The 25,678-nt window shown below is 69.3% G+C and carries 26 protein-coding genes; 7 read left to right on the forward strand and 19 right to left on the reverse strand.

The window, feature by feature from the left end; translation table 11 throughout:
• Positions 1 to 6 precede the first annotated feature (6 nt).
• The 5 genes from ilvC to IEY12_RS03075 all read right to left on the reverse strand — a co-directional run bounded on the left by ilvC (position 7) and on the right by IEY12_RS03075 (position 6,011).
• On the reverse strand, positions 7 to 1,062 hold the full coding sequence (gene ilvC, locus IEY12_RS03055) for a ketol-acid reductoisomerase (RefSeq protein ID WP_188877974.1): 1,056 nt from the start codon (positions 1,060 to 1,062) through the stop codon (positions 7 to 9).
• Entirely contained in the window at positions 1,055 to 1,666 is a 612-nt protein-coding gene (ilvN, locus tag IEY12_RS03060) for an acetolactate synthase small subunit (RefSeq protein WP_188878628.1), read from the reverse strand. The genes ilvC and ilvN overlap by 8 nt, the downstream gene beginning before the upstream one ends.
• A gap of 37 nt (positions 1,667 to 1,703) precedes the next feature.
• Positions 1,704 to 3,434 (reverse strand): biosynthetic-type acetolactate synthase large subunit, encoded by a 1,731-nt coding sequence (gene ilvB, locus IEY12_RS03065; protein ID WP_188878635.1) that lies wholly within the window; start codon positions 3,432 to 3,434, stop codon positions 1,704 to 1,706.
• A 235-nt stretch (positions 3,435 to 3,669) separates the two neighbouring features.
• On the reverse strand, positions 3,670 to 4,872 hold the full coding sequence (locus IEY12_RS03070) for a LeuA family protein (RefSeq protein WP_229870881.1): 1,203 nt from the start codon (positions 4,870 to 4,872) through the stop codon (positions 3,670 to 3,672).
• Between the two features lie 272 nt (positions 4,873 to 5,144).
• Entirely contained in the window at positions 5,145 to 6,011 is an 867-nt protein-coding gene (locus tag IEY12_RS03075; RefSeq protein WP_188878641.1) for a ZIP family metal transporter, read from the reverse strand.
• 91 nt (positions 6,012 to 6,102) lie between these two features.
• Between IEY12_RS03075 and IEY12_RS03080 the strand changes: the two genes are divergently transcribed.
• Positions 6,103 to 6,792: a YqjF family protein gene (locus tag IEY12_RS03080; protein WP_188878654.1), complete on the forward strand. Its 690-nt coding sequence runs from the start codon at positions 6,103 to 6,105 to the stop codon at positions 6,790 to 6,792.
• A gap of 90 nt (positions 6,793 to 6,882) precedes the next feature.
• Here IEY12_RS03080 and IEY12_RS03085 read toward each other — a convergent pair whose 3' ends face one another.
• The 4 genes from IEY12_RS03085 to IEY12_RS03100 form a co-directional block, all read right to left on the reverse strand.
• A complete protein-coding gene (locus tag IEY12_RS03085) occupies positions 6,883 to 8,214 on the reverse strand; it encodes a GTPase (RefSeq protein WP_188878658.1) in 1,332 nt (443 codons plus the stop codon).
• A gap of 43 nt (positions 8,215 to 8,257) precedes the next feature.
• Positions 8,258 to 9,175: a sodium:calcium antiporter gene (locus tag IEY12_RS03090; protein WP_188878660.1), complete on the reverse strand. Its 918-nt coding sequence runs from the start codon at positions 9,173 to 9,175 to the stop codon at positions 8,258 to 8,260.
• A gap of 174 nt (positions 9,176 to 9,349) precedes the next feature.
• Positions 9,350 to 10,198 carry a rhodanese-like domain-containing protein gene (locus IEY12_RS03095; protein WP_188878662.1) on the reverse strand — a complete coding sequence of 283 codons (849 nt, stop codon included), beginning with the start codon at positions 10,196 to 10,198 and terminating at the stop codon, positions 9,350 to 9,352.
• Positions 10,199 to 10,401: 203 nt separating this feature from the next.
• On the reverse strand, positions 10,402 to 10,779 hold the full coding sequence (locus tag IEY12_RS03100; protein WP_188878664.1) for a cupin domain-containing protein: 378 nt from the start codon (positions 10,777 to 10,779) through the stop codon (positions 10,402 to 10,404).
• Between the two features lie 115 nt (positions 10,780 to 10,894).
• Between IEY12_RS03100 and IEY12_RS03105 the strand changes: the two genes are divergently transcribed.
• On the forward strand, positions 10,895 to 11,659 hold the full coding sequence (locus IEY12_RS03105; protein WP_188878665.1) for an aldo/keto reductase: 765 nt from the start codon (positions 10,895 to 10,897) through the stop codon (positions 11,657 to 11,659).
• A 70-nt stretch (positions 11,660 to 11,729) separates the two neighbouring features.
• On the forward strand, positions 11,730 to 12,914 hold the full coding sequence (locus IEY12_RS03110) for a redox-regulated ATPase YchF (RefSeq protein WP_188878668.1): 1,185 nt from the start codon (positions 11,730 to 11,732) through the stop codon (positions 12,912 to 12,914).
• 132 nt (positions 12,915 to 13,046) lie between these two features.
• On the opposite strand, the gene IEY12_RS03115 is transcribed toward IEY12_RS03110, so the two are convergent.
• From IEY12_RS03115 to IEY12_RS03130, 4 genes are all read right to left on the reverse strand, one after another.
• Complete coding sequence (locus tag IEY12_RS03115; protein ID WP_188878671.1) at positions 13,047 to 13,520, reverse strand: NUDIX domain-containing protein; 474 nt, start codon at positions 13,518 to 13,520, stop codon at positions 13,047 to 13,049.
• 120 nt (positions 13,521 to 13,640) lie between these two features.
• Positions 13,641 to 13,988: a DUF5518 domain-containing protein gene (locus IEY12_RS03120; protein WP_188878674.1), complete on the reverse strand. Its 348-nt coding sequence runs from the start codon at positions 13,986 to 13,988 to the stop codon at positions 13,641 to 13,643.
• Positions 13,989 to 14,032: 44 nt separating this feature from the next.
• Complete coding sequence (locus IEY12_RS03125; protein WP_188878676.1) at positions 14,033 to 14,353, reverse strand: hypothetical protein; 321 nt, start codon at positions 14,351 to 14,353, stop codon at positions 14,033 to 14,035.
• Between the two features lie 199 nt (positions 14,354 to 14,552).
• Positions 14,553 to 15,161, reverse strand: coding sequence for a translation initiation factor IF-2 subunit beta (locus tag IEY12_RS03130; protein WP_188878677.1), 609 nt, complete (start codon positions 15,159 to 15,161; stop codon positions 14,553 to 14,555).
• Between the two features lie 102 nt (positions 15,162 to 15,263).
• Here IEY12_RS03130 and IEY12_RS03135 point away from each other — a divergent pair, with 102 nt between their 5' ends.
• Positions 15,264 to 16,007 (forward strand): sugar phosphate isomerase/epimerase family protein, encoded by a 744-nt coding sequence (locus IEY12_RS03135; protein WP_188878680.1) that lies wholly within the window; start codon positions 15,264 to 15,266, stop codon positions 16,005 to 16,007.
• Positions 16,008 to 16,086: 79 nt separating this feature from the next.
• Here the strand turns inward: IEY12_RS03135 and IEY12_RS03140 are convergent, their stop codons facing one another.
• Both IEY12_RS03140 and hpt read right to left on the reverse strand, forming a co-directional pair.
• Positions 16,087 to 17,484 carry a uracil-xanthine permease family protein gene (locus IEY12_RS03140; protein WP_123075612.1) on the reverse strand — a complete coding sequence of 466 codons (1,398 nt, stop codon included), beginning with the start codon at positions 17,482 to 17,484 and terminating at the stop codon, positions 16,087 to 16,089.
• Positions 17,485 to 17,575: 91 nt separating this feature from the next.
• Positions 17,576 to 18,124: a hypoxanthine/guanine phosphoribosyltransferase gene (hpt, locus tag IEY12_RS03145; protein ID WP_123075610.1), complete on the reverse strand. Its 549-nt coding sequence runs from the start codon at positions 18,122 to 18,124 to the stop codon at positions 17,576 to 17,578.
• Between the two features lie 244 nt (positions 18,125 to 18,368).
• On the opposite strand from hpt, the gene IEY12_RS03150 reads away from it, so the two are divergent.
• Both IEY12_RS03150 and IEY12_RS03155 read left to right on the forward strand, forming a co-directional pair.
• A complete protein-coding gene (locus IEY12_RS03150; RefSeq protein WP_188878684.1) occupies positions 18,369 to 18,809 on the forward strand; it encodes a pyridoxamine 5'-phosphate oxidase family protein in 441 nt (146 codons plus the stop codon).
• Between the two features lie 71 nt (positions 18,810 to 18,880).
• Entirely contained in the window at positions 18,881 to 20,089 is a 1,209-nt protein-coding gene (locus IEY12_RS03155) for an MFS transporter (RefSeq protein WP_229870884.1), read from the forward strand.
• Here IEY12_RS03155 and IEY12_RS03160 read toward each other — a convergent pair.
• The 4 genes from IEY12_RS03160 to IEY12_RS03175 all read right to left on the reverse strand — a co-directional run bounded on the left by IEY12_RS03160 (position 20,069) and on the right by IEY12_RS03175 (position 24,192).
• Complete coding sequence (locus IEY12_RS03160; RefSeq protein WP_188878690.1) at positions 20,069 to 21,715, reverse strand: receiver/sensor box histidine kinase; 1,647 nt, start codon at positions 21,713 to 21,715, stop codon at positions 20,069 to 20,071. The genes IEY12_RS03155 and IEY12_RS03160 overlap by 21 nt on opposite strands.
• Positions 21,716 to 21,837: 122 nt before the next feature.
• Positions 21,838 to 22,311, reverse strand: a complete 474-nt coding sequence (locus IEY12_RS03165) for a PIN domain-containing protein (protein WP_188878696.1) — start codon at positions 22,309 to 22,311, stop codon at positions 21,838 to 21,840.
• Positions 22,308 to 22,559 carry a hypothetical protein gene (locus tag IEY12_RS03170; protein WP_188878699.1) on the reverse strand — a complete coding sequence of 84 codons (252 nt, stop codon included), beginning with the start codon at positions 22,557 to 22,559 and terminating at the stop codon, positions 22,308 to 22,310. The genes IEY12_RS03165 and IEY12_RS03170 overlap by 4 nt, the downstream gene beginning before the upstream one ends.
• A 571-nt stretch (positions 22,560 to 23,130) precedes the next feature.
• On the reverse strand, positions 23,131 to 24,192 hold the full coding sequence (locus IEY12_RS03175; RefSeq protein ID WP_188878701.1) for a hypothetical protein: 1,062 nt from the start codon (positions 24,190 to 24,192) through the stop codon (positions 23,131 to 23,133).
• A 251-nt stretch (positions 24,193 to 24,443) separates the two neighbouring features.
• Between IEY12_RS03175 and IEY12_RS03180 the strand changes: the two genes are divergently transcribed.
• Positions 24,444 to 25,676: an ornithine cyclodeaminase, nickel-pincer nucleotide-dependent gene (locus tag IEY12_RS03180; protein ID WP_188878706.1), complete on the forward strand. Its 1,233-nt coding sequence runs from the start codon at positions 24,444 to 24,446 to the stop codon at positions 25,674 to 25,676.
• Positions 25,677 to 25,678: the final 2 nt, after the last annotated feature.

The raw sequence follows: 25,678 nt of genomic DNA on the forward strand, positions 1-25,678 counted from the left end.
GCGGCCTCAGTCATCCGCGGACACCTCGGCGACCTCCTCTTCGTCCTCGGACTCCTCCTCGGCCCACGCGAAGAGCTCGCGGAGGCGTTCGCCGACCTCCTCGATGTCGTGGTTCTCCTCGCGGGCGCGAAGCTGCTTGTACTTCGGCCGGTTGGCCTGGTTCTCGGTGATCCACTCCTGGGCGAACTCGCCGTTCTGGACCTGCTCGAGGACCTCCTCCATGTTCTCGCGAGCCGTCTCGTCGACGACGACGGGGCCCTGCGTCAGCCCGCCGTACTCGGCGGTGTCGGAGACGGAGTCCCACATCTCCGTCAGCCCGCCCTCGTACATCAGGTCGACGATGAGCTTCAGCTCGTTCAGCACCTCGAAGTACGCCATCTCGGGGCTGTAGCCCGCGTCAACGAGGACCTCGTAGCCCTGCTTGACGAGCGCGGTCGCCCCCCCGCAGAGGACGGCCTGCTCGCCGAAGAGGTCGGTCTCGGTCTCCTCGCGGAACGTCGTCTCGATGACACCGGCGCGCGCGCAGCCGATGGCGCTCGCGTACGCGAGCGCTTCCCCCTTCGCGTCGCCCGTCTCGTCCTGGTAGACGGCGACGAGGCCGGGCGTGCCTTCGCCGGCCTCGTAGTTCCGGCGGACGAGGTGGCCCGGGGACTTCGGCGCGACCATCGTCACGTCGATGCCTCCTTTCGGTTCGATCTGGCCGTAGTGGATGTTGAAGCCGTGCGCGAACTGGAGGGTGTCGCCGGCCTCGAGTTCGTCCTCGATCTGGTCGTAGACGGCGGGCTGGACGGTGTCGGGGACGAGGATACTCACGACGTCGGCCTCGGCGGCGGCCTCGACCGGCGTCGCGACGCGCAGGCCGTCATCCTCGGCGGCGCTCCGGGAGGCGGAGCCCTCGCGGAGGCCGACGACGACGTCGACGCCGGACTCGTGGAGGTTCTGGGCGTGGGCGTGGCCCTGACTGCCGTAGCCGAGGACGGCGACGGTCTTGTCCGCGATGTACTCCGCGTTCGTGTCTTCTTCGTGATATACGGGCTGGGTGAACTCTGTGTCGTCAGTCATCGGTAGTAGTGTCGTCGTATGCGGTGAACTCGGTGCCGCCGGCGAGCGCGGCGGTGCCCGTGCGGGCGACCTCGCGAACGCCGAACCGTTCGAACGCCTCGACCGCGGCGTCGATCTCTGCTTCCGTGCCGGTCAGCTCGACCGTCACGACCTCGGGGCCGGCCTCGACGGCCTCGCCGCCGTACATCTCCGCGACGGCCGCGACGCCCGCCGGGTCGTCGTCGCCGACCTTGATGAGCGCGAGCTCGCGCTCGGTCGCGGCATCGAGCTCGCGGACCGCGTGGACGGGGACGAGCTTTCGCAGCTGGCGCTTGACCTGCTCGACGCCGGGGTCGGTCTCCTCGACGACGATGGTCATGCGCGCGAGCCCCTCGGCGGCCGTCGGGCCGACCGTGAGGCTCTCGATGTTGAACTGCCGGCGCGCGAACAGCCCCGAGACCTCGGCGAGGACGCCGGGCTCGTGGTCGACGAGCGCCGAGAGCACCTCGCGTCGGACCTCGGGTTCGGACTCCGCCTCGGGGTCGATGCGGATGCCCTGCTTGTTCCGGCGGCCCGACGGATGCGGGCGCTCCTCGGGCGCGGGGCCGGGGAGTTCGCCGGTCATCGCGCGACACCTCCGGTCGAGTCGGTGTACGTCGTGCTCATAGGTGCTCCTCCTGAAGCGCGAAGAGGCCGTTCGCACCGCCGCTTGCGACCATCGGATAGACGTCTTCGCGGGGGTCGATGTGACAGTCGATGACGCTCGGGCCGTCGTAGTCGCGGGCGGCCTGAATGGTGTCCGCGACCTCGTCGTAGTCGTCGAGCGTGAAGCCCTTCGCGCCGAACGCCTCGGCAAGCGTCGCGAAGTCCGGCCCCCACGGGTACTCGGAGGCCATCCGGCGGCCCTCGAAGAAGGCGTCCTGCCACTGGCGGACCATCCCGACGGCCTCGTTGTTCAGCACGCAGACCGTGAGGTCGAGGTTCTCGCGGACGGCGACGGAGAGCCCCTGGACGGTCATCAGGAAGGAGCCGTCGCCGTCGAAGCAGACGACCTCCTGCTCGGGGGCGGCGACCTTCGCGCCGATGGCGGCGGGGAGGCCGTAGCCCATCGTCCCGAGGCCGTGACTCGAGATCCACGTTCGGGGCTCGGTGAACGTCCAGTACTGGACGGCCCACATCTGGTGCTGGCCGACGCCCGTCGTGACGATGGTGTCGTCGTCGGTCGCCTCGCTGAACGCCTCGACGACGAACTGCGGCTTGAGCGGGTCGTCCTCGGGGGCGTCGTAGTCCATCGGGTACTCCTCCTTCCAGTGGAGACAGCGGTCGCGCCACCCCTCGGCGTCCGGCGCGCGCGGCAGCGCGTCGTCGAGCTGGCGCAGGACCGTGCTGGCGTCGCCGACGAGCGGGTAGTCCGCGTGGACGTTCTTCGAGATCTCGGAGGCGTCGATGTCGACGTGCGCGATCTCGGCCTCGGGCGCGAACGTGTCGACGCCGCCCGTGAGGCGGTCGTCGAAGCGCGTGCCGACGGCGAGCATGACGTCGCAGTGCGTGATCGCCATGTTCGCGTAACCGGTGCCGTGCATGCCCGCCATCTCCATGGCGAGGTCGTGGGTCTCGTCGAACGCGCCGACGCCCGGCATCGTCGTGACGACGGGAACCCCGTGGTCGACGGCGAACTGCCGGAGCTCCTCGGTCGCGTCGCCCTTGATGACGCCGCCGCCCGCGAGGATGACCGGCCGCTCGGCGTTCGCGAGCGCGTGCGCGGCACGACTCACCTCGTCGGGGTCGGCCTCGTCGGGGACGACGTGCGTCTCCGGGCCCTCGGCGGGGCCGGGACGGGCGACGTCCTCCGTGTTCGAGACGTCCTTCGGCAGGTCGACGAGCGTCGGACCCTGCCGGCCGTCGCGAGCGAGCGCGAACGCCTCGCCGACGGTGTCGCCGACGGTGTCGGGGTCGCTCGCGAAGTAACTCGCCTTCGTGACGGGGCGCGTGATGCCGGTGGTGTCGGCCTCCTGGAAGGCGTCGTTGCCGACCATGTCGGTCGCGACCTGCCCGGTGAGCGCCAACATCGGCTCGGAGTCCATGTCGGCGTCCGCGATGCCGGTCACGAGGTTGGTCGCGCCCGGACCGGAGGTCGCGAGGCAGACGCCGGGGTCGCCGGTGACGGCGCCGTAGGCGTCTGCGGCGTGCGCGGCGCCCTGCTCGTGCGCCATCGTGATGTGCTCGATATCGCTCTGGTAGAGCGCGTCGTAGATCGGCATGATCGCCCCGCCCTGGACGCCGAAGGCGGCCTCGACGCCGGCGTCCTCGAGCGCGGCGACGACGGACGCCGCTCCGGTGGGGAGCGTGTCGTCGCCCTTCTCCGTGGTTCGTTCGGTTTCGCTCTCGCTCATTGTGTGTGCGTGTGTGTGGCTGCGTTGCTTGTCGGTTCGGCGGACGATACGGACGGCCGGTTGGAAGGAGGAGAGTGGGGGCTTACGCCCCTACGATGGGCGTGCGTACCGCGGCGATGACACTCACGCGACGTCGGAGAGACTGCGTGGGTGCTGGTCGCATCGTTGTCGGAGACACGCGATGCATCTATTTGAAGCTTTCCGGCCGTGCAAACGTTGCCGAACGAGGGCATTCTCAGGCCCTCACTTCGGTGGACGCGCGCTCGATGCCGACGTCCTCCGCGAACTCGTGGAGGTCGTCGGTCGTGACGCGCCGCTTCTGCGAAGCGTGCTCCTTCACGCGCTTGGTGACCGCCACCACCTCGTCGTCGGTCGGCTCGTAGCCGGCCTCCTCCAGGTGCTGGCGGACCGCGTTCGTCCCGGTGTGCTTCCCGAGGACGATGGAGCGCTCGGCGCCGATCATCTCCGGCGTCATCACGCCGGGCTCGAAGGTCTCGGCGTTCTCGATGACGCCCGCCGCGTGGATGCCCGACTCGTGGCTGAAGGCGTTGTCGCCCACCACGGGCTTGTTCGCGGGCACCGGCACGTCGGCCTTCTCGGAGACGATCCGCGAGAGCTCGGCGATGTAGGTCGTGTCGATGCCGGTGTCGACGCCGAAGAGGCTCTCGACCGCCATCACGACCTCCTCGAGGGCGGCGTTCCCGGCGCGCTCGCCGATGCCGTTCACGCTCACCTGCGCCTGATGGGCGCCGGCGACGAACCCCTCGACGGCGTTCGCCGTCGCCATCCCGAAGTCGTCGTGGGCGTGGACGTCCACGCGCGCGTCGGTGTGCTCGCGGACGAAGCGCACGAGGTCCGCGAACCGACTCGGCGTCGCGACGCCGACGGTGTCGGGGATGTTCACCCAGTTGACGCCGACCTCGTCGACGGCCTCGAGTATCTCCTGAAGGTACTCGGGGTCCGTCCGGGTGGCGTCCATCGGGGAGTACATGACTTCGACGCCCGCGTCCGTCACCTGCTCGACGGCGGCGACGGAGCGCTCGACGACCTCCTCGCGCGTGGCGTGCATCGAGTCCTCGATCTGGACGTCGCTGGTGGACGCGAAGACGTGCACCAGGTCGACGCCGGCGTCGAGTGCGGCGTCGATGTCGGACTCGACGACGCGCGCCAGCCCGCAGGTCGTGGCGCTCGTGTCGGCCGCGATGTCCTGGACGGCCTCGAACTCCGCCTCGGAGTTCGCGGGGAAGCCCGCCTCGATGACGTGGACCCCCATCTGGTCGAGCAGCGCGGCTATCTCGCGCTTGTCGTCGTAGTCGAACGACGTGCGTGGCGTCTGCTCGCCGTCTCGGAGCGTCGTGTCGAAGATCCGTGCGTCGTCGATCTCGTCGTTATTGTGGGCTAAAGTGCCCTGGAAGAACCCGTTCCCCCGGACTCGCACCGGGAATGTCGTTGGATGACATCGTGTACGTTCGTCCAGACCTGCCAGCCATATAAGAGTGTTCATCGGTCCCGATACTGCCCCGCCCGAAACCCGCCGGACGGCCCCGAGAGCCGCGAGACCGCCCGATGGGAGAGCCAATAAGGCCGTATTAGGAGATACCCACACCTCATATGTCGACAGTGAGGGGGACCACACGCGGCCCGCGGGGGTGGTCGAACGTGGAGGTGTCCGGTCACGTGGCGGGCCGTTCTGGACGAACGCCGAGTGCGTCAGACGACGCCGAGCGCGACGCTGGCGGCGAAGACGGCGAGCGCGCCGACGGCGGTGCTGGCGACGGCCTGCGTGCGGAGCCGGTCGAGGAGGCCGTGGTCGTGGCCGTCCGCGTGGCGCGTGACGACGTCGTGTATCTCGCCGCCGACCTCGCAGTCCGGGAGGAAGTCCATGGCGACGTGGAGGAAGACGCCGGCGGCGAACCCGAAGACGACGGCGTCGACGGCGGGGTCGGCCGGGATGCGCAGGAGGCCGACGGCGACGGCGGCGATGCCGACGCCGGCGGCGGGCAGGAGGAGCGGGAGGACGGAGCGGTCGGCGAGGCGGAGGCGGCGCGCGGCGGCGTATCCCGCCGGACCCTTGTGCGAGACGATGGCGAGGCCGAGGACGGCGCCGAGTTCGGGCATCGCGGCGTAGACGGCGCCGATGATGAGTCCGGCGGAGAGCGCGTGTGCGGTGATCTGTGCGGTGGTGCGGTCCATCGGGAGGTCGAGGTGGGAGAGCCGGTGGCCGATGGTGTGCGCGCCGAAGCCGGTGAGGACGCCGGCGGCGAGCCCGAAGCCGGCGAGTTTCGGCTGGTAGCCGACGGCTTGCGGAACGAGGAAGACGGCGGCGCTGGTGACCATCGCCCCGCTGGCGAGCCCGTAGCCCCAGACGAGACCGCGCGCGGCGTCGGCGTCGGCGCGGACGCCGAAGAGGGTCCCGAACGCCATGGCGGCGAAGGCGACCCAGCCGATACCGACGACTTTGCCGGCGCGCCCGACGGTGAGCGCGTACGCGGAGAGCGCGACGAGGAGGGCGACGGCGGCGAGGCCGATGACCGTCTCGCCGCGTCGTTCGTAAACGAAGGATGGTTCTTGTCCCACTGTTAGTAAAACATATAGTGCAGTTATTAACGCTGTCGGTGTCCGCGACACCGGCCGGCACACGGAAGGGCGCAGGCGGTGAAGAACCGGTATGCGCGTCATCTCGATGGACTGGCGGGACGTCTGCGTCGCCTCTTACGCCGTCGACCCGGCCGTCGTCGCGGAGACGCTCCCCGAGGGCGTGACGGTCGACACCTACGAGGGTGACGCCTACCTCTCCGTGGTCCCCTTCGTCATGGGCGACGTTCGTCCCTACGGGTTCCCGCGACGCGTGGGCCCGACGTTCGGCGAGTTGAACCTCCGCACGTACGTCACCGGGGACGGCGGGCCCGGCATCTACTTCTACAACCTCGACGCCACCGACCGCCTCGGCGTCGCCATCGCCCGCGCGACCTACCGCCTCCCCTACTACAACGCGAGCCAGCGGGTCGTCCGGCGCGGCGAGACGGTCGAGTTCGAGAGCGAGCGCACCCACTCGGGCGTTCCGCCCTGCGAGTTCGACGCCGACTACACGTCGCGCGGCGACCTCCGACCCGCCGAGTCCGGGAGCCTGAGCGAGTTCCTCCTCGAGCGCTATCGCTTCTACGTCGAGGGGCGCGACACGCTCCTCCGAGGCGAGGTCGAGCACGGCCCGTGGGAGCTCCGGGCGGCCGACTACGACGCCCGGACGAACGACCTCTTCGACGTCAACGGCTTCGAGACGCCCGACGGCGAGCCGCACGTCGTCTACAGCCCGGGCGTCGAGGTGGCGGCGCACGCGCCGACACGCGCGGAGCGATAGCCGGCGCTCGCTGGCCGTGCGTTCGGCGGAGCGTCGGCGAACTCATCCCGCGCCCCTACTTCGCACCCGCTGCGAACGCCCCCGAGACACTCAGAGATCGAGGCCCGCCTCGAGGAGCGCCCCCGCGTCGGTGTCGCGGAACTCGACGTCGTAGTGCGCGCGGACGACGGGCGCGTCGACGTCGACGACGGCGGCGAGGTCGATGGGCGTCCCGGCGACGACGACGTCCGGGTCGGCGGCGTCGATGGTGGCTTCGAGGTCGGCGACCTGCGCGTCGCTGTACCCCATCGCGGGGAGCACGCGGTTGAGGTGGTCGTACTCCTCGAGGACGGCCGCGAGTTCGCCGACGGCGTGCGGCGCCGGGTCCACGAGCGACGCCGCGCCGTACCGGTCGGCGGCGACGTAGCCCGCGCCGTGGGGCGCGCCGCCGTGCGTGAGCGTCGGGCCGTCCTCGACGACGAGGGCGTCCGCGCCCGCGATCCGTTCGCGCTCGGCCTCGGCGACGGAGACCACCGAGTCGGCGTGGTGCACGGGGGCGTCGTCGGGCGCGAGGCGCGCAGCGACGTCCGTCGCCTCGGCGATCTGGTCGTCGGTCGCGGCGTTCTCCTTCGTGACGAGGGCGGCGTCGGCGCGCCGGAGGTTCGTCTCGCCGGGGTGATAGCGCTCGCCGTGGTCCGGCCGGAGGGCGTCGACGAGCACGACGTGGTAGTCGGGGCGGGCGAACGCGAGTTCGTTGTTCCCGCCGTCCCAGAGCACGACGTCGGCCGCCTCGCTCGCCCGGTCGAACACCGCGCGGTAGTCGACGCCCGCGTAGACGACGCGGCCCGCCGCGACGTGCTGTTCGTACTCCTCGCGTTCCTCCACGGTGAGCCCCGCGAGGTCGGTTTCGTCCGCGAAGCGCTCGACGCGCTTCTCGACGAGGTCGCCGTACGGCATCGGCTCGCGGACGACGGCGACGTCGAGCCCGCGCGCGTCGAGTTCGTCGGCGAACGCGCCCGCCACCTGCGACTTCCCACAGCCGGTGCGGACGGCGTTCACGGCGACGACCGGGGCGTCCACGTCCACCTGCACGCTCCGGGGGCCGAGTATCTCGAAGTCCGCGCCGGCGGCGAGCGCGCGCGACGCCGCGTGCATCACGTGCTCGTGGGTGACGTCCGAGTAGGAGAAGTAGACGGTGTCGACGTCGCGCTCCGCGACGAGGTCGGCGAGGTCGGCCTCGGGGACGACGGGGATGGCGCCCCGCCCCTCCGGGGTGAGTTCGGCGGGGAAGTCCGCGATGCCCGCCGCGTCGGTCTCGCCGAGGTTCTGCCCGGGCGCGCGCGTGAACGCGACGACCTCGCGGTCGGGGTCGTCGCGGAGTTCGACGAAGTAGTCGTGGAAGTCCCGTCCGGCGGCGCCCATCACGACGACACGTTCGGTCATACGTGGGGGTAGCGGCGGGCGCGCGAAAAGCGTACTCGCCGACCTACACGATGAGGAACGCGGGGAGGTAGAGCGCGGCCACGAGGAGGCCGACCCGTCGCCCCATCGTCGGGCGGAGCGCGAAGTAGGCGACGACGGCGGCGGAGACAGCGAGCATGTAGCCGCCGGCGAGGAGGACGCGGGAGACGTGTGCGACGTGGAGCGTGCCGACGGTGGCGCCGAAGCCGAGGCTGAACAGCGGGTCGGTGACGTTCGACCCGAAGAGGGTGCCGACGGCGATGCCGTCCTCGTCGGCGCGCACCGCTTGGAGGGCGACGGTTATCTCGGGGACGGTGGTGCCGAGACCGGTGACGACACCCACCAGATACGGCGGGACGCCGACGGCGAGCGCGAACGCGCGGCCCTCGGTGACGAGGAGGTGGCCGCCCGCGAGGACGAGCACGAGGCCGCAGACGAGCCAGAGCGCGGCCCTCCGGGGGTCGTGGATGCCGTCGTGGTCGCTCGCGCGGTCGGCGAAGTCAGCGCGCTCGGCGACGACCGCGAGGAAACCGAGGTAGAGCGCGCACATGAGCGCGCCCTCGACGCGCCCGACGGTGCCGGAGGCGGCGGCGACGAGCATCACGGCCATGGCGACGAGCATCCCGCCGCCGTAGGCGGGGAGGCGCTCGCGCGGGATGGTGAGCGTGGAGACGGCGGCGACGAGCCCCACGCCCAGCGTTATCTGGGAGGTCGCGGAGCCGACGACGTGGCCGACGGCGAGCGTGCCGGCGCCGTAGACAGAGGCGTACGCGGTGGTGGCGATCTCGGGGACGCTGGAGCCGACCGCGACGACGGTGACGCCGACGAAGAGCGCGCTGACGCCGACGTGGTCCGCGAGGCCGCTCGCGGCGGCGACGACGCGGTCCGCGCCGTAGACGAGGGTGACGAGGCCGACCGCGAGGAGGGCGAGCGAGGCGAGCATCGCGTTACGCGGAGCGCGGCGCGGCCGGGCGCCCGGCGTGTCGCGCGCTGGGAGCGTCGCTGTCGCCGGTCTCGTCGGCCGCCTCGTCGCGTCGCGCCTCGTACCGACCCGCCGGTCGTCGATGGCCGTTCACGGCGTGACGTGCGAGTGGGGGGCGGAAAAGTCTCGCGGGCGCTACGTCGACGCGTCGACGACGCCTCCGGTTGCGTTTTCGAGCGTCGTGTGCACGGTGTACGCGGGGGTCTCGACGACGACCGGGGTGTCGGCGGTGACACCGGAGAACGTCGGTTCGAGCGTGAAGTTCCCCGCCGAGTCGATCTTCGTCGCCTCGCTCTGGTTCGCGCCGGCGACGCGAATCCACGCGGTCGCGTTCGCGTACTGCGCGCTCGTCGTGCCCTCGACGACGTACTCCCGAGTCGGCGTCCACCCGGGGCGCTCGCCGGCGACGGGGTAGTCGCGGCGGTGCCACTCCCAGTACCCCTCGTCGATGGCGTAGACGTCGTCGTAGCCGGCGTCGATGAGCGCGGCGGCGCGCAGCGAGGAGAGGTGGTGGGGGCAGCCGCAGTAGCAGATGACGCGGTCGCCCTCCGGCCAGTAGTCCACGGGGTCGCAGCCGTCGTAGGTGATGCCGGGCGCGGGGCTGCGGACGGCGCCGTAGACGTGCGAGCGGTCGTAGAGTGCGGGGTCGCGGGCGTCGGCGAAGCGCGCGGCACCACGGAGCCACCAGTAGTGTGCGACGTCGACGGGAACGAGCGGCACCTCGACGCCGTCGGCGGTGTAGGTGTCGAAGGATTCGGGGTCCACGTCGCGCGTGGTCGGCGTCCGGGAGACCGCTGGAGGGATGCCGTCGGTCGGGGTGTCGTCGGCGGGGAGCGAGCCGCGATTAGCGGCGAAGGAGGCGGGGGCGCCACAGCCGTCGGGAGGGCCGTTTTCGAGGAATCGACTCCCGGGGGAGCCCCCGCAGCCGGCAGCGGCGCCGATGCCGGCGGCACCGAGGGCGGCGATGAAGTCGCGACGGTCCATGTCGCGGCCTACGTGGAGGCGTGGGAAACCGTTTCTGGACGGGGACTCAGGCGGGGTCGACGGCCGCGACGGCGCCGCGGGACGTCCGGCCGTCGGCGACCGTGAGGGTGACGGGGTCGGGCGCGCGGTTGTAGACGCGTGTGGCGAGCGCGTTCAGGGAGGGAACCAGACGGGGGGAGACGCGCCGCCGACCGCTCGCCGTCTCAGAGGCGTTCGAGGTCGGTGACGGTGCGTTCGTCGTCGGCCGCGTCCCCGGTGTTGCGCGTGCCCGCGGGTTCGAAGAGGAGGACTTTCGCTTCGCCGTCCGCGACGGGGCGGTGTTCGACACCGGCGGGCGCGACGGTGAGGTCGCCGACGTCGAGGTGGACGGCGTCCGTCTCGCCGTCGTCTCGTCTGTACTCGACGGTGAGGTCGCCCTCGAGGAGGTAGAAGAGTTCGTCGGCGTCCGCGTGACTGTGCCAGACGAACGTCCCTTCGAGGCGCGCGACCTTGACGTGCTGACCGTTCAGCTCCGCGAGGACGCGCGGACTCCACGTCTCGTCGAACGACGCGAACGCCTCCGCGACCGACTTCGACTCCATACGTTACCGAGGACGCCCGCGGGGAAAACCGCCTCGGCCGACGCCTGCGGCGGGCATCGACGGGGCAGGCGCGCGGAGCGGAAGGCCGAAGGTGCGTGCCGAGGTAGCGGGGTGCATGGACGACCTGCCGCCCGTCGGCCTCGGGACGATGGGCATCGACGACCCGGACGCCGTCGCCGCCGCCATCGACGCGGGCTACCGCCATCTGGATACGGCGAGCATCTACGAGAACGAGGCCGTCGTCGGCGCGGGCATCGAGCGCGCGGAGACGCCGCGCGAGGAGCTGTTCGTCGCGACGAAGCTCTGGGTGGACGACCTCGCGGGCGAGCGCGTCCGTCCCGCGACCGAGGCGGCGCTCGAACGCCTCGGCCTCGACGCCGTGGACCTCCTCTACGCCCACCGGCCGCGCGGCGACTACGACCCGACGGAGACCCTGCCGGCGATGGACGCCGTGGTGGACGACGGCCTCGCGGCGCGCGTCGGCGTCTCGAACTTCCTCCCGGGCGACCTCGAACTCGTCCGCCAGCACCTCGACGCGCCGCTGTTCGCGAACCAGATCGAGCACCACCCCTACTGGGTGGAGGCGGAGACCGTCCGGGACGCCCGCGAGCACGACTACGCGCTCGTGGGGTACTCGCCGCTCGCGAACGGCGACGTCTTCGACGACGAGGTCCTCGCGGCGGTCGCGAGCGAGCGCGGCGCCTCGGTCGCGCAGGTCGCGGTCGCGTGGTGTCTCGAGCGCGCGGACGCCGTCATCCCGAAGGCGTCGTCGCTCGCCCACCAGCGCGACAACCTCGGGGCCGCCGACCTCGAGTTGACGGCCGACGAACTCGCGCGCATCGACGCCATCGAGCGCGAGAACGAGGTCTTCCCGGAGTAGGTACGCCATCGAGTGCCACGCCAGCGTCCTTCAGAAGACCATTTAGGCCGCGATAGCCTTCGAGTGGCTAATGAGCTACAAGATCGGTCTCGTGGGGAAGCCCAGCGTGGGCAAGTCCTCCTTCTTCAACGCGGCGACGATGAACGACGTGCCCGAGGGGGCGTATCCGTTCACGACCATCGACCCCGCAGTCGGCGAAGCGTACGTCCGCACGTCTTGTGCGGCCCCCGAGTTCGATTCGGAGTGCTCGCCGAACCTCGGGTACTGCGAGGACGGCGAGCGCTTCGTCCCGACACAGCTCGTCGACGTCGCCGGCCTCATCCCGGGCGCACACGAGGGGAAGGGCCTCGGGAACCAGTTCCTGACCGACCTGAACGAGGCGGACGTCCTCGTCCATATCGTCGACTTCTCCGGGAAGACGGACGCCGAGGGCGAGCCCACGGAGGGCCACGACCCCCGCGAGGACATCGACTTCCTCGAGGAGGAGCTCGACCAGTGGTACCTCGGCATCCTCCGGAAGGGCATCGAGCGCTTCGAGACGGCGCACACCACCGAGACGGAGCTCGAGGTCGAGCTCGCGGAGCAGATGAGCGCCTTCGGCACGAACAAGGACGAGATCAAGCAGATCATCCTCGGTCTCGGCCTCGACCTCGACCCGGAGACGTGGGACGACGCGGACGAACTCGACCTCGCGCGCGCGATCCGCGAGCGCACGAAGCCGATGGTCGTCGCCGCGAACAAACTCGACACCCCGGAGGGGCAGGCGAACTACGCGGAGATCACCGACGACCCCGAGTACGAGGACGTCACCATCGTCCCGTGTAGCGTGCACGCGGAGAAGGCGCTGAAGAACGCCGCCGAGCAGGGCGTCGTCGACTACACGGCGGGCGACTCGGACTTCGACATCGTCGCGGACATCAGCGAGGAGCAGGAGGAGGGCCTCGAGCAGATCCGCGAGTTCGTCACCGAGTTCGACGGGACGGGCGTGCAGGACGCCCTCGAGACGGCGCTCTTCGAGGAGCTCGGCCTGAAGGCCATCTTCACGGGCGACGCGAGCCTCAACTGGACGCAGGGGCCGTTCCCGGACGTCTTCCTCCTCCCGGAGGACGCGACGGCGGAGGACTTCGCCTACCACATCCACTCGGACATCGGCGAGGGCTTCCTGCACGGGATCGACTGCCGCTCGAAGCGCCAGCTCGGCAAGGACACGGTGCTCGACCACAACGACGTGGTCGAGGTCGTCACGACGAACTAGTCAGTCACGGTTGGCGCCGTTCGCCTACTGGCGGCGTCCTCGGTGACGCTCGGTTGTCGCCGCCGTCGCTCGCGGGTCGCATCGCTCCCCGCTCGCGTATTGGTGGCGCCCTCACGTCGTTCGGTTGCCACCTCAGTCGCTCACGGCGAGCGGGGCGGTGCTCGCGGGCCGGTCGCGCCCGCGCGGAATCGTGTGGAGGTAGTCGTCGAGGTCGAGCGCGAACGCCGCGGCGTCGGCGTTCGCGAGGTCGAGCCACCGGTAGTCGAACTCGGCGCCGACCTCCGCGCCCTCGCCGGTGACGGTATGGGTCCACGCGTCGCGGTGCTCGTGGACGGGGACGTGGTAGAAGTTGCGCACGTAGCGTCTGGCCTCGCGGCGCCGCCAGACGTCGGTCGTGAGGTGCCGGACGCCCTGGAAGGTCGCGAGTCCGCTCTCCTCGATGACCTCCCGAAAGAGCGCCTCGCGCGGGTCCTCGCCGGCCTCGACGGTCCCCTTCGGGACCTGATAGCCCGCGTGGCCGGGGCCCTCGAAGACCAGCAGCTCCGTGTCGTTCCGAGTGATGTACGCGCACGACTTCTTGACGTACGTTACGTCCTCGTCCCTCATATCAGATCCTCATGCAGTAGTGACATATAGTACTGTCCAAATACCCACCTAAAACAATACTAGGTACTGGTATCCACTCTCGGACAGTAGTCCGTGTGGACGGGCGTGCAGCGAGTCGCCTCAGAGTTCGCGGTTCGCGTACGCGCCGAACCAGCCGCCGGCCGCGCCGAGGGCGATGGTGTACGCGACGAGGAAGACGACGACGACGAGGACGGCGACGATGCCGGCGGCGGCGACGTGAAGTGGGACGAACGGGACGAAGAGGGCGGCGACGAGGACGAGGAGGATGATGGGGAGGGAGGCGATGACGCCGGAGAGCGCGCCGACGCGGAGGCCCTCGCGCTCGTCGGGACCCTGGAGGTAGCCGGCGACGGCGCCACCGAGGGCTGGCGAGAGGAGCGTGAAGGAGAGGACGACGGACACGACCGCACCGAGGAGGGCGTTGAGGAGGGGACTTCGCTGTGCCATACGCTACGCATGGTGGCGCGAGCGCCTAAGCGTTTGTCCCCGATTCAGGCGGACGCCGTCTCCGGGGCGGCGTCGACGCGGCGGAAGCCACGGGTTTCGGCAGCGGCGACGACGTCGCGCGGGTCCGCGTGCGGGAGTTCGTAGTGGCGTTCGCGCCCGGCGGGCGTGCGAACGAGGACGACGACGGCGCGGCCGGCGACGTCATGGACGCGCGCGGTCACGCGGACGTCGTCCGCGCGAAGCGTGTGCGTTTGGGGCGCACGGGTCGTGATTTCGTCTCCGAGGTCCCAGCTCAGCCGGTTCGCCTCCGACGCGTCGAACGGAAGAGAGAGGTGTGACGCGCCGACCGATTCGCGGGAAGCCATACCAACCCATGGTTATTCGGGAGGTATAATTGTGACTGTTTCCTCGCGCGGCGGGCGAACCGCTGGACGGCGTCGAGAAAGGCGGGGAACGTGCGGCGAGCGTCGAAGGCGCGGACCGGCGTGACGGACGGCCGGAGAATGGCCGGGAGAACGGCGGTGGAGGTAGAGAACGGGGCGCGCTCGGCCGCGCGTGGCGCGTCTAGACGAGGCGGGCGAACGCGAGGTCGCCGCTCGTGTTCTTGATGTACGCGCGGACGGTCTGGCCCTCGCGGGCGCCGGGGACGAAGATGGTGTAGCGGCCGCGTTCGGCGACGCCGTCGCCCTTCCGGCCGGTGCCGGTGATCTCGAGCTCGTAGGTCTGGCCGGACTCGACGGTCTCCCGGACCGTGTGCGTGCTCTTGGGCTTCTTCTGGACGGGGCGGAACGCACCGCAGGCCGTACAGCGCAGGCGGTCGACGCCGTCCTCGGTGACGAGGCGGGTGTCGGGGAGGCCGCACTCCGAGCAGGTGACGAACTCGGCGACGTAGGCGTCGATCGCGTCTTCGAAGTCGGCGACGGAGAACGAGCCGTTGTAGCGGGCGCGCTGGCCGTCGAACTGGCCGTTCGTCCCGAGTTCGCGCTGGACGTTCCGGAAGAGGTGCTCGGGGTCGCGCGAGACCGCGGTAGCGATCGCGCGGACGTTCGTCAGGCGGGTGAACGCGCCGTCCGTCTCCCCCTCGGGGTCGGGAATGGTGAGGCGGGCGTCGGCTTCGGCGGGGCGCTCGGGGAGGGCGTCGAACGCCCGGTCCAGCGCGATGGCGTAGTCCATACGGAACTGAGACGCGGGCGACGTAAAGCACCTCCGTGGGTCGTGTTATCGTCCGGTTGCCGGTGGGCGCGTCTTTTTGCCCGCCGAGGCGGAGTGGAGGGTATGCGCGACTACGACGTCGCCGTCCAGACCGTCGTCTACCAGGACTACGACCTCGACGGCCTACTCGCCGAACTCGCGGAAACGCCGGTCGACACGGTCGAGCTCTGGGGCGCACACCTCTCGCCGGCCGACGACGAGGCCGCGATCGAAGCGGGCGAGGCCGCGCTCGCCGAGGCGGGCGTGAGCATCTGTGGTTACGGCGTCGCGGACCTCGAAGGGACCGAGGAGGCCGAGGCGCACGTCGCGTTCGCCGACCGCCTCGGCGCGGACTACGTCACCGTGAACTACCCGCCGGCGCGCGACGACATCACCGAGGCGCTCTGCGGCCTCGGCGAGACGTACGGCGTCGACGTCGCCATCCACAACTACTCGAGCGTTCACCACGACGACCTCGACGCGGTGTTCTCCTCGGTCGCGGACGTCCGGGACGTCCTCGCGCGCCACGACCACCCGCGTCTCGGCGTCTGCGTCGACACCGGTCACTTCCTCGTGATGGACGAGTCGCCCGAGGAGGCGGTGCCGGCGCTCGGCGAGCGGATACGCGCCGTCCATCTGAAGGACACCTCCGAGGCCGAAATCGAGGACGCGCCCGGCGCGGGCGTCCTCGACCTCCGCGAGTTCGTGGGGCTGCTCGACGAACACGCCACACTCGCCCAACCGCTCGTCGTCGAGTACGAACTGGACGAGGACGTCACGGCGGAACTCGTGGAGGCCTACGGGCGGATTCGGGCGGCGATGGCCTGAATCGGCGGGGGCGGAGGGATGAACGAGCGCGCCGGCACCGGACGGGACGACCACCCGGGGCGTCGCGTCGTCGCGTCGCTCAGTCGGTGGAGACGGCGTCGGCGTCGCGGTCGCCGGCGGGCACCTCGGGGTCGTCGAAGAGCGGGCTCTGCTCGCCGGGGACGAACGTGTTGAGGAGGAGCGCGGAGAGCGCGGTGACGATGACGGGTTCGCCGAAGAACGTCTCGGCGGCCCGCGGGAGGCCGGAGAGGGCTTCGGGCGTGGTGGCGACGCCGAGGCCGAGGCCGAGCGAGACGGCGAGGATGACCATGTTCCGTCGGTCGAGCGTCGTGTGGAGGGTGATGAGGCGCGCGCCGGAGGCGGCGACCATGCCGGCCATGAGGAGGACGGCGCCGCCGAAGACGGCGCTCGGGATGGTGGTGACGACGGCGCCGACCTTCGGGCTGAGGCCCAGCACCGCGAGCATGACGCCGGCGATGCCGACGACGTGGCGGCTCATCACGCCGGTGAAGTTGATGACGCCGGCGTTCTGCGAGAAGGACGTGACGGGGAACGCGCCGAACGCCCCGCCCAGCGAGCTCATGAGGCCGTCCGTGAAGAGGCCGCCGCGGAACTCCTCGTCGGTAGGGGTGCGGCCCTCGGCGGACGTGACGCTGGACATGTCGCCGACCGTCTCCATCGCGGAGACGAGGAAGAGGAAGGCGAACGTGATGACGGGGACCGGCTGGATGGAGAAGCCGAAGCGCCCGGGCTGGGGGACCGCGAACCACGCGGCGGCGCCGACGGGGCCGAAGTCGACGAGGCCGGGCGCGACGCCCGTGACGGTGAGGGCGGCGGCGCCGACGTAGCCGGCGCCGATGGCGATGAGGGTGCTGAGGAGGCGGGTGACGCCGTCGGTGAACATGTTGAGGACGACGGCGACGCCGAGGACGAGCGCGGCGAGCGCGAGGTTGTAGAGCGCGCCGTAGTGCTCGGTGCCGGCGCCGCCGGCGGCGTTGTCCATCGCGGCCGGGACGAGGTAGAGGCCGATGATGACGACGACGAGGCCGGTGACGAGCGGCGGGAAATATTTTTGAATGCGCTTGAACTGCCAGCCGATGAGACCCTCGACGAGCCAGCCGGTGACGAGGATGGCGCCGAAGACGGCGCCGAGGCCGTAGTTCACGCCGATGGTGGCGGCGGCGCCGACGAAGGTGAAACTCGTCCCCATGACGACGGGGAGTTTCGCGCCGACCGGGCCGACCGTGTAGGCCTGCACGACGGTGGCGAGGCCGGAGAAGAGCAGGACCATCTGGACGATGTACGCGGTCGTGGCGGCGTCGAGTCCGACGGCGCCGGCGACGATGTACGCGACGGCGGTCGCGGGCACGATCATGACGGCGACGTGCTGGAGGCCGAGCAGTATCGCCTTCAGCCACGGCGGGCGGTCGTCGAGTCCGTATTCGAGGTCGATTTCGGTGTCCGTCTCGGACGCCATCTTGTCCACCACGAACCCGCTCGCCCCGATAAAGGTTCCGTGTCCGCGCCTATTTCACCGCTCTACAGACACGAGATATGCACGACTGTGCTTAGTCGTGGATTGTGACGCCGTCCTCGTCGACCGTGATGTCGAGGAGGCTGGTGGCCTCGTAGTCGGTGTCGTCGAGCGCGGAGGGGCCGACCTTCCGGAGGGCGACGACGATGTCCGTGACCTCCGCGCCGATGTCGTCCAGCGCGTTCACGATGGCGGCGAGCGTCCCGCCCGTCGAGAGCAGGTCGTCCACGATGAGAACGCGGTCGCCCGCCTCGACGTCGTTGATGTACATCTCGGACTCCGAGTAGCCGGTCGTCTGGTGGAGGTCGACCTCGCCCTCGAGACCGTACTCGCGCTTGCGGATGACGACGAGGGGAACGTCCGTCTGGAGCGAGACGGCGGTCGCGATGTGGATGCCCATCGCTTCGGGGGCGACGATCTTGTCGACGTCGAGGGAGGCGGCGCGCGTCACGCCGACGACGACCTCGCGCAGGAGCGCGGGTTCGAGCATCGGCACGCCGTTGCTGATCGGGTGGACGAGGTACTGGTAGCCGTCCTTGTCGATGATCGGGGCGTCGTGGAGCGACTCGCGGAGGCGGTCCATGTCGCGTATTCAGCTAAACGCGGGAAAAACCGTTCGTTCCCGGTTCGCGCGCCGAGCGCGAGCGGTGGTCGCGACGCCGCCGACGAGGACGGGGACTGCGACGGTGTCGTCGAGCATGGCGGTGGCGAGGGGGGGAACGCCGCGATGCCGACGGCGGCACATATCCGGGTGACACCGGCGGGGCGGCGGTCCGACGCGCGGGTCTCGGAGTGGGGTTTTTCCACCCGGGGTGCGAAGGGCGCGCATGACCGAGTATCGCGGCGCGGGGGACGCCGAGGGGGTCGCGGACTTCCTCGCGGAGACGGCGGTCCCGATGCGCCTCACGACCCACCGGCCGGACGAGACGCTGTGGACGGTCGCGCTCTGGTACCGCTACGAGGACGGGACGATCGCGTGCGCGACCGGCGCGGACGCGGACGTCGTCTCCTTCCTCCGCGCGGACGATCGCGTCGCCTTCGACGTCTCCGTGAACGACCCGCCCTACCGTGGCGTGCGCGGGAGCGGCGTCGCGACGGTCGAACGCGACGTCGGGAAGTCGCTCCTCCGCTCGCTGCTCGAGCGCTACCTCGGCGGGACGGACTCCGAGCTCGCCCGCTCGCTGCTCGCGGACGACCGCGAGGAGGCCCGCATCGAAATCCACCCCGAGGACGTCTACAGCTGGGACTACACCGAGCGAATGGGCTAGCGCCGCCCCGACGCCGCGGCCCGGGTACCGGAAACGCAAGCGTTGTCCCTCCCTCCCCGGTACGACGGGCCGTGAGCGACGACGGCAGCCTGTACGGGCGGGGCGCGGTGTTCGCGAGCGTCTGCTGTTTCGCCTACCTCGTCAACTTCAGCCGCGTCGGGTTCGCGCCGCTCGTCGACACGTTCATGGACGTCTTCGGCGTCCAGCCCGGGACGGCGGGGCTCGTCGCGACGATGGTGTGGCTGGGGAGCGCGCTCACGCGCCTCCCGACCGGCTACCTCCTGACGCGCGTCGCGCGCCGCCACGCCATCCTCGGCACCGGCCTCCTGCTCGTCGTCGCCGCCGGATTCACCGCGCTCGCGCCGACCATCACCGTCGTCGCGGCCGGCGCGCTCCTGATCGGCTGTGCGACCGGCGTCTTCTACATCGCCGCGAACCCGCTCGTCACCGAGCTCTACCCGGAGCGCGTCGGCTGGGCGGTCGGCATCCGCGGCGGGAGCTCGCAGCTCGCCGCCGTCAGCGCCCCGCTCCTCGTCGGCGCGCTCGTCCTCGCGTTCGGGTGGCGCGGCGTCTTCGTCGGCGTCGCCGCCGTCGGCGTCCTCCTCACCGCCGTCTTCGCGCTCACGAGCCGGCACGCGACGATGCCGAGCGCGGGCGTCGCGGACCGCGACCTGCTCGGCGCCGTCCGCGAGCAGTGGCGGCTCGTCCTCACCGGCATCGCCGTCGTCGGCGTCACCGGCTTCGCCTGGCAGGGCCTCTTCAACTTCTACATCCCCTATCTCACGGGGCGCGGCTTCGGCGACGGGACGGCGCGCACCCTCCTCACCGTCGTGTTCGCCGCCGGCGTCCCCGCGTTCTTCCTCTCCGGGCGCCTCGCCGACCGCGTCCGGCGCGTCCCGCTCGTCCTCGTTATCCTCGCGGCGTTCGTCTGCTGTCTCCTCGCGCTCACCGCCGCCGAGGGCGTCATCGCCGTCGCCGCCGTCTCCGCCGTCCTCGGCTACGTCATCCACAGCCTCTTCCCGACGATGGACGCCTTCCTCCTCGGAACGCTCCCGGACGACAGCCGCGCGAGCGCGTACTCCGCGTACAGCGCGGTGATGATGCTGATGCAGGCGCCCGGAAGCCTCGCCGTCGGCGTCCTCGTCGAGTACGGCGTCAGCTACGGCGACGTCTTCCGAACGTACGCACTCGTCCTCGCGGGCGTCGTCACCGTCCTCGCGGCGCTCTACGTCGACGGGCGGCTCCCGACGGACGCCGCCTCAATCGACCGCCGAGAGTGAGTGGTCGGCGTCTCGCGGCGCGTCGCGCGCCACCCCGCGAAACTCGAAGCGCGCACCGCCGTCGGCGCTCTCCGTGAGCGTGACGTCCCACCCGTGTGCGGACGCGATGCCGCGCACGATGTTCAGCCCGAAGCCCGTCCCGGACTCGTGCGTCGTGTACCCGACGTCGAAGACGTCCGCGCGCTCGCCCTCGGGGACGCCCGGGCCGTCGTCCGCGACGTAGAACCCGTCCTCGAGGCGACCGACCGTCACCGTCACGTCCGCGCCGCCGTGCTGTCTCGCGTTCCGAAAGAGGTTCTCGAGGAGCTGACGAAGGCGGCTCCGGTCGCACGCCACCGTCCCGAGGTCGTCCCCGAGGGCGAGCGTCGCCGACTCGCCGCCCGCGACCTCCCACGCGTCCGCGGCGACCGACTCGAGGGACGCGGTCTCGAGCTCGTCGACGGTCGCGCCCTGTCGCGCGAGCGTCAGGAGGTCGTCGATGAGGGCGTTCATCCGGTCGAGCGCGTCGCGAACGCGGTCGAAGTGCTCGTCGTCGCCGCTCTCGCGCGCCATATCGAGGTAGCCGTCCGCGACGTTCAGCGGGTTGCGGAGGTCGTGGGAGACGACCGCCGCGAACTCCTCGAGGCGCTCGTTCTGCCGCGCGAGCTCGCGCTCGCGGGCCGCGAGGAGGTCGACCATCTCGATCGACGCGATGGCGTGGCCGAGCGACTCGCCGACCTCCGCCAGCACCTCGCTCTCGCGCTCGTCGAAGACGTTCTGCCGACTCGCGTAGACGCTGAAGAACCCGTAGACGGTGTCCTCGTGAACGATGGGGACGGCGGCGAGCGACTCGACGCCGTAGCGCGCGAACTGCTCGTGCCACGGCTCCATCGTCGGGTCCGCGTAGACGTCCGGGACGGTCTGTATCTCGCCCGTCCGGATCGCTCGGCCGCCCGCGCCGCCGCCGGTCGCCGTCTCGTCGACCGTCACGGAGATCTCCGCGACGTACTCGTCCGGGAGGCCCGCCCACGCCACCGGTCGGACGACGCTCTCCTCGGGATCGTATCGGCCGATCCAGATCGCGTCGTAAGGCTCCGATTCGGCGAGGCGCTCGCAGACCGCCCGTTCGAGCGCGTCGCGGTCGTCCTCCTCGACCATCTCCTGTGTCGTGATGCGGAGCGTGTCGTTGATCCGGCTCAGTTGGGCGATGGCGCGCTGTTGGGCGAGTCGGCGCGCGTCGTAGACGCCGACGAGGAGGCCGACGAGCACACCGAACGGCGCGACACCGGAGAACGGCGCGAGGACGCCCGGCAGGGCGACGCCGAAGACCAGGACCGTCGCGGGCAGGTCGAAGCCGTACGCGACGACGCCCGCGAAGACCCACGCGTCCAGCGCCGCGATCGCGACGACCCCCGTGGCCGTCCACGCGAGCGCGCGGTCCGCGAACCCGGCCGGGACGAGGCGTCCGCGCGCGACCGCGACGCCGGCCGCGACGACGACCACCGAGATGGCGAGCGGGACGGCGCTGAGCGCGGCGAGCGTCACAGTCTCGTGCAGGAGGAGCACGCCGTTGAGGTGGAAGACGACGAGCGCCGCACCGAACGCGGCGATCAGCGCACCGCCCACTCGTGGGGAGAGTCGCGACATCTACGCGGCGATAGGGGTTCGGGGATAATGATACCCGGTACCGTGCCCCGATCTGAAAAGCGGCCTCGGCACTCACGACTCGAGATCGATCCATACACGGGCTATCGAACTCGCTCGAACCGTTACTGCTCGTCCAGCATCCGGATGCCACGCTCCACCACCGCCTCGGTCACGAAGAGGCTCGTCTCGCGCTGGAGCGCCCGCATACGGGACGCCGCGTCGTCTCTGTCGAGCAATCCGCGGCCGTGACCGAGCGCGATGACGCCGATGGATCCGTGTACGTCGACACCCACGTCAGATGCTGCCTCTCGGGCGGCGAGGTCGTCGGTCAGAAGAACGATGCCGCGCTCTTCGGCAGCGGCAATCGCGGCGCGTTCTCCCGCGTCCAAGTCTCCGGGGGGCCGTGCCGAGTCCACGTCGGCGTCGACGAGTCGGTGCGGGAGGTCGGATAGCGCGTCCGGAACGCCACCTGCAGCGAGTTCCTCGTACACCGTCTCCGGAACGAGAAGCGTATCGAACGTCTCGAGCAGTTTGAGCGACCCGATTTCGGCGAGGTGAATGAGCGGCCCCGCGTCGGAGACAGCCGCGAGCGTCACGCGTTCAGGCCCCAGTCGACGTCCTCTTCAACGACCTCACGCTCTCGCTCAACCCGTTCGACTTTCGTCCGACCGACGCGCTCGATGGCGTCCTCGCGGTCGAGTTCGCCGTCGAGGTACCGGGCGAGCACGAGGTCCTCCCACAGGTCCTCGAGACCGCGTTCGAGCGCCCGCTCGAACACCTCGGACTCGGGGAGGCCACGTGCCTCCGCGATCTCTCGAACTCGGTCGGAAATTTCGGCGGCCATACGTGTGCTTGTCCGGCAACGGTGATAAATCCGTGTCCGCCCACTCGTCGAGGGCCGTTCGTGCCACACTGACCGGCTTCATCAATCGAATGCGGAACCGGGGAATGCCCGGCCTGATGTTGATTCCAGTGTTTTCCACGTGTCTGTCGGAATAATACAGACCACACTCCCATACTCTTGGAAAAATCAGTACAGACGGTGATGCGGTTCGGATTGCATCTCCGTTACCGCCACGGCCAAGTGCCGACTCCGGGATCTATACCTGCCTGTTCGGAATGAAACAACACGCCTCGGAATTCCCAGGCAACGATAACCTTGTCTCAGTCTCCACAGACTACTACTTCATGGCCGGAACCAACTCAGCAAACTCACCCATCAACGTATTCACAAAACCACAACTGGCAAAAACATGGACACAACTACAAAAATACGCCAGCCAAACACAAAACCTGACCCAAGGAACCCAACCATGGAAAAACTTCCCATACGAAAGATCAAGTTCACTTGGGGATGGAGGAAGAAGATGGAACCCTCTCGGATATTACTGTAATATACAATTCCCAAATGCCTGTTAGAGTTCGACAGGTTCCCGCATCTTTTTCTCTCCTTCTTCCTGTGAGTAGACCGAATCTACTTCGAGGCCGTCTTCTCCGGCGGTAACACCGACGTACCTTTCCGAAGTTCTGATCGGGACAGTAGCCATATCAATCTCCAAAGCCTCCTCCGATAACTCGTTTACAGCCTCAGCAGACTCATCATACGCCTCACCAATATAATTCATCGCATCACCATCAAAAATAATGTTTCTATCTGCAACAGACTGACCATCATCATTAATAGTAGGGCCATTTATACCGGGAACAATTGACTGTAAACTCAACTTTATGCCCCTCCAATCGTCCTCATCAAAAGTATTGCCGTTTTCTTTTGCATTCTTTCTAAGCGTATTAAACCCATCTATATCAGTTGCAAGGAAGTTTCCCTCGTCTCCGTCTGTTAGTTCGCTGTTGGGTATGTCTTTGATGTATGTTTGTGGTCCGGATCCGTCGTCTCTGGCGATGGTGCCGTCGAGGTTCCGACCCTCGCTGTCTTCTGTACTGTAGTTTACTGTGACTTCTTGGCCGGGACGGCTGTTGTACCGGGTGACAAAGTTGATAATATTGTCTTGGTCCCAGCCCATCCAATCCAGGTTACTGATGGCATCGGCCACCGCATGAGTGCCTTTTATCACTTGACCACCGTATTGATCGCCGACAGTCGCCGTAATATCAATTAACTGCTCACGACGCGAATCATTCTCCCGTCGAACCCTCTCATAATCCAAATCATAACCCTGTTGCAAAGGCAAACCAGACTGGTAGTGGTCTCGTTTTTCCGTTTCAGTGAGGTTCGCTCGTTTCTGTTTCGCCTCTTCGATTCCGAATTGCTCCTCGGTGGTGGTCGTGGTTTCGTCGGTGTGTTGGGTCGTAGTCGTTGTGTGTTCTTCAGTCGTTGTTTGCCGTGAGCCGGTATTCTGGGAGCAGCCGGCTGTCATGGCTACGCCGAGGGCGGCGGTGCCCGTGAGGAATCTCCGCCTCTTGAGAGTATATCCGGTGCTGTCTCCATCGGCCAGAATTTTGTGTACGATGTCCACGGGGATAGTCTCGTAAGTACAACTTCTTGACGTAAGACGTTATAGCTATCGCCCAGCGAGAATGAAGCGTCCGGCGCGACGAACGGTGAGTATGCGGCCTCGGCACTCATAGGGCTCCGCATCGCCCGGGAGCCACCCCGGGCTCGGCCCGGTGGCTTCGTCATCGGCCACCGTGACGTATCGCGCCGTCGCGTAAAACGCCACCGCCGTCGCGGCGCAACCCTGATTGCGTCCGGCGACGACGCCCGAGTATGACCGTTTCGCGGACCGTCGAGCTGGAGGGCCACATCATCGACTCGGGGACGATGCAGCGCTGCTTCGAGGTCATCATGGACCTCGGCGGGGACTTCGACGTCGAGCAGTTCGACGTCGGGCGGGCGAAGGACGAGGAGTCCTACGCGCGGTTGCGCGTGCTCGCGCCGGACGCGGACACCCTGCAGTCCATCGTCCACGAGCTCCACCAGTCGGGCGTGAACCCCATCGACCCGGAGGACGCGACGCTGACGCCCGCACCCGCGGATCGCGTCGTCCCGCAGGGGTTCTACTCGACGACGAACCACCCGACGGAGGTCCGCGTGAACGGGACGTGGGTGCCGGTCGAGGACATCGAGATGGACTGCGCCATCGTCGTCGAGGACCCGGACGGCGAGCCGACGGCGCGCACGCAGGTGCTGAACGGCATCGAGGCGGAGGACCTCGTGGTGACGGGCGAGGCGGGGATTCGGGTGCGACCGCCCGAGCGCCCCCGGGATTCCTCGGGGCCCTTCGGCTTCATGCGCGGCGGCGTCTCCGCCGAACGCCCCTCTAAGTCGCTCATCCGCGAGGTCGCGGACGCGCTGCGCGAGGTGAAGTGCGCGGGCGGGAACGTCCTCGTCGTCGCCGGCCCCGCCGTCATCCACTCCGGGGCTGGCGACGCGCTCGCCGAGCTCGTCCGCGAGGGATACGTGGACGGGCTCTCGGCCGGGAACGGCTTCGCGACCCACGACATCGAGCGCGGCCTCTACGGGACGAGCCTCGGCATGAACATCGAGACCCTCGAGCACCCCCGAAAGGGCCACAAGCACCACATCTACACGATCAGCGAGATCGTCCGCGCGGGCGGCATCGAGAACGCGGTCGACGACGGCCTCGTCACGGAGGGGGTGATGTACGAGTGCGTCGAGAACGACGTCGACTACGTGCTCGCGGGCTCCATCCGCGACGACGGGCCGCTCCCGGACACGATCACGGACACGATCGAGGCCCAAGAGGCGATCCGCCGACAGGCCCACGACGCGGACATGGTGGTGATGCTCTCGACGCTGCTCCACTCGGTCGCGGTCGGGAACTGTCTCCCCTCCTCGACGCGCGTCGTCTGCGTCGACATCAACCCCGCGACGGTCACCCAGTTGCTCGACCGCGGGAGCGCGCAGGCCGTGGGGCTCGTGACGGACGTCGGGACGTTCGTGCCGACGCTCGCGGACGAACTCCGCGAGTCGGAGTAAGG

Origin of the sequence: Halarchaeum grantii (genome assembly GCF_014647455.2) — an archaeon.
Lineage (GTDB): Archaea > Halobacteriota > Halobacteria > Halobacteriales > Halobacteriaceae > Halarchaeum > Halarchaeum grantii.

Bases quoted from the DNA above. Each gene is read 5' to 3' on its own strand.
- ilvC (WP_188877974.1), bottom strand. From the start codon at position 1,062: ATGACTGACGACACAGAGTTCACCCAGCCCGTATATCACGAAGAAGAC.
- ilvN (WP_188878628.1), bottom strand. From the start codon at position 1,666: ATGACCGGCGAACTCCCCGGCCCCGCGCCCGAGGAGCGCCCGCATCCG.
- ilvB (WP_188878635.1), bottom strand. From the start codon at position 3,434: ATGAGCGAGAGCGAAACCGAACGAACCACGGAGAAGGGCGACGACACG.
- IEY12_RS03080 (WP_188878654.1), top strand. From the start codon at position 6,103: ATGCGCGTCATCTCGATGGACTGGCGGGACGTCTGCGTCGCCTCTTAC.
- IEY12_RS03085 (WP_188878658.1), bottom strand. From the start codon at position 8,214: ATGACCGAACGTGTCGTCGTGATGGGCGCCGCCGGACGGGACTTCCAC.
- IEY12_RS03090 (WP_188878660.1), bottom strand. From the start codon at position 9,175: ATGCTCGCCTCGCTCGCCCTCCTCGCGGTCGGCCTCGTCACCCTCGTC.
- IEY12_RS03095 (WP_188878662.1), bottom strand. From the start codon at position 10,198: ATGGACCGTCGCGACTTCATCGCCGCCCTCGGTGCCGCCGGCATCGGC.
- IEY12_RS03100 (WP_188878664.1), bottom strand. From the start codon at position 10,779: ATGGAGTCGAAGTCGGTCGCGGAGGCGTTCGCGTCGTTCGACGAGACG.
- IEY12_RS03105 (WP_188878665.1), top strand. From the start codon at position 10,895: ATGGACGACCTGCCGCCCGTCGGCCTCGGGACGATGGGCATCGACGAC.
- IEY12_RS03110 (WP_188878668.1), top strand. From the start codon at position 11,730: ATGAGCTACAAGATCGGTCTCGTGGGGAAGCCCAGCGTGGGCAAGTCC.
- IEY12_RS03115 (WP_188878671.1), bottom strand. From the start codon at position 13,520: ATGAGGGACGAGGACGTAACGTACGTCAAGAAGTCGTGCGCGTACATC.
- IEY12_RS03120 (WP_188878674.1), bottom strand. From the start codon at position 13,988: ATGGCACAGCGAAGTCCCCTCCTCAACGCCCTCCTCGGTGCGGTCGTG.
- IEY12_RS03125 (WP_188878676.1), bottom strand. From the start codon at position 14,353: ATGGCTTCCCGCGAATCGGTCGGCGCGTCACACCTCTCTCTTCCGTTC.
- IEY12_RS03130 (WP_188878677.1), bottom strand. From the start codon at position 15,161: ATGGACTACGCCATCGCGCTGGACCGGGCGTTCGACGCCCTCCCCGAG.
- IEY12_RS03135 (WP_188878680.1), top strand. From the start codon at position 15,264: ATGCGCGACTACGACGTCGCCGTCCAGACCGTCGTCTACCAGGACTAC.
- IEY12_RS03140 (WP_123075612.1), bottom strand. From the start codon at position 17,484: ATGGCGTCCGAGACGGACACCGAAATCGACCTCGAATACGGACTCGAC.
- hpt (WP_123075610.1), bottom strand. From the start codon at position 18,124: ATGGACCGCCTCCGCGAGTCGCTCCACGACGCCCCGATCATCGACAAG.
- IEY12_RS03150 (WP_188878684.1), top strand. From the start codon at position 18,369: ATGACCGAGTATCGCGGCGCGGGGGACGCCGAGGGGGTCGCGGACTTC.
- IEY12_RS03160 (WP_188878690.1), bottom strand. From the start codon at position 21,715: ATGTCGCGACTCTCCCCACGAGTGGGCGGTGCGCTGATCGCCGCGTTC.
- IEY12_RS03170 (WP_188878699.1), bottom strand. From the start codon at position 22,559: ATGGCCGCCGAAATTTCCGACCGAGTTCGAGAGATCGCGGAGGCACGT.
- IEY12_RS03180 (WP_188878706.1), top strand. From the start codon at position 24,444: ATGACCGTTTCGCGGACCGTCGAGCTGGAGGGCCACATCATCGACTCG.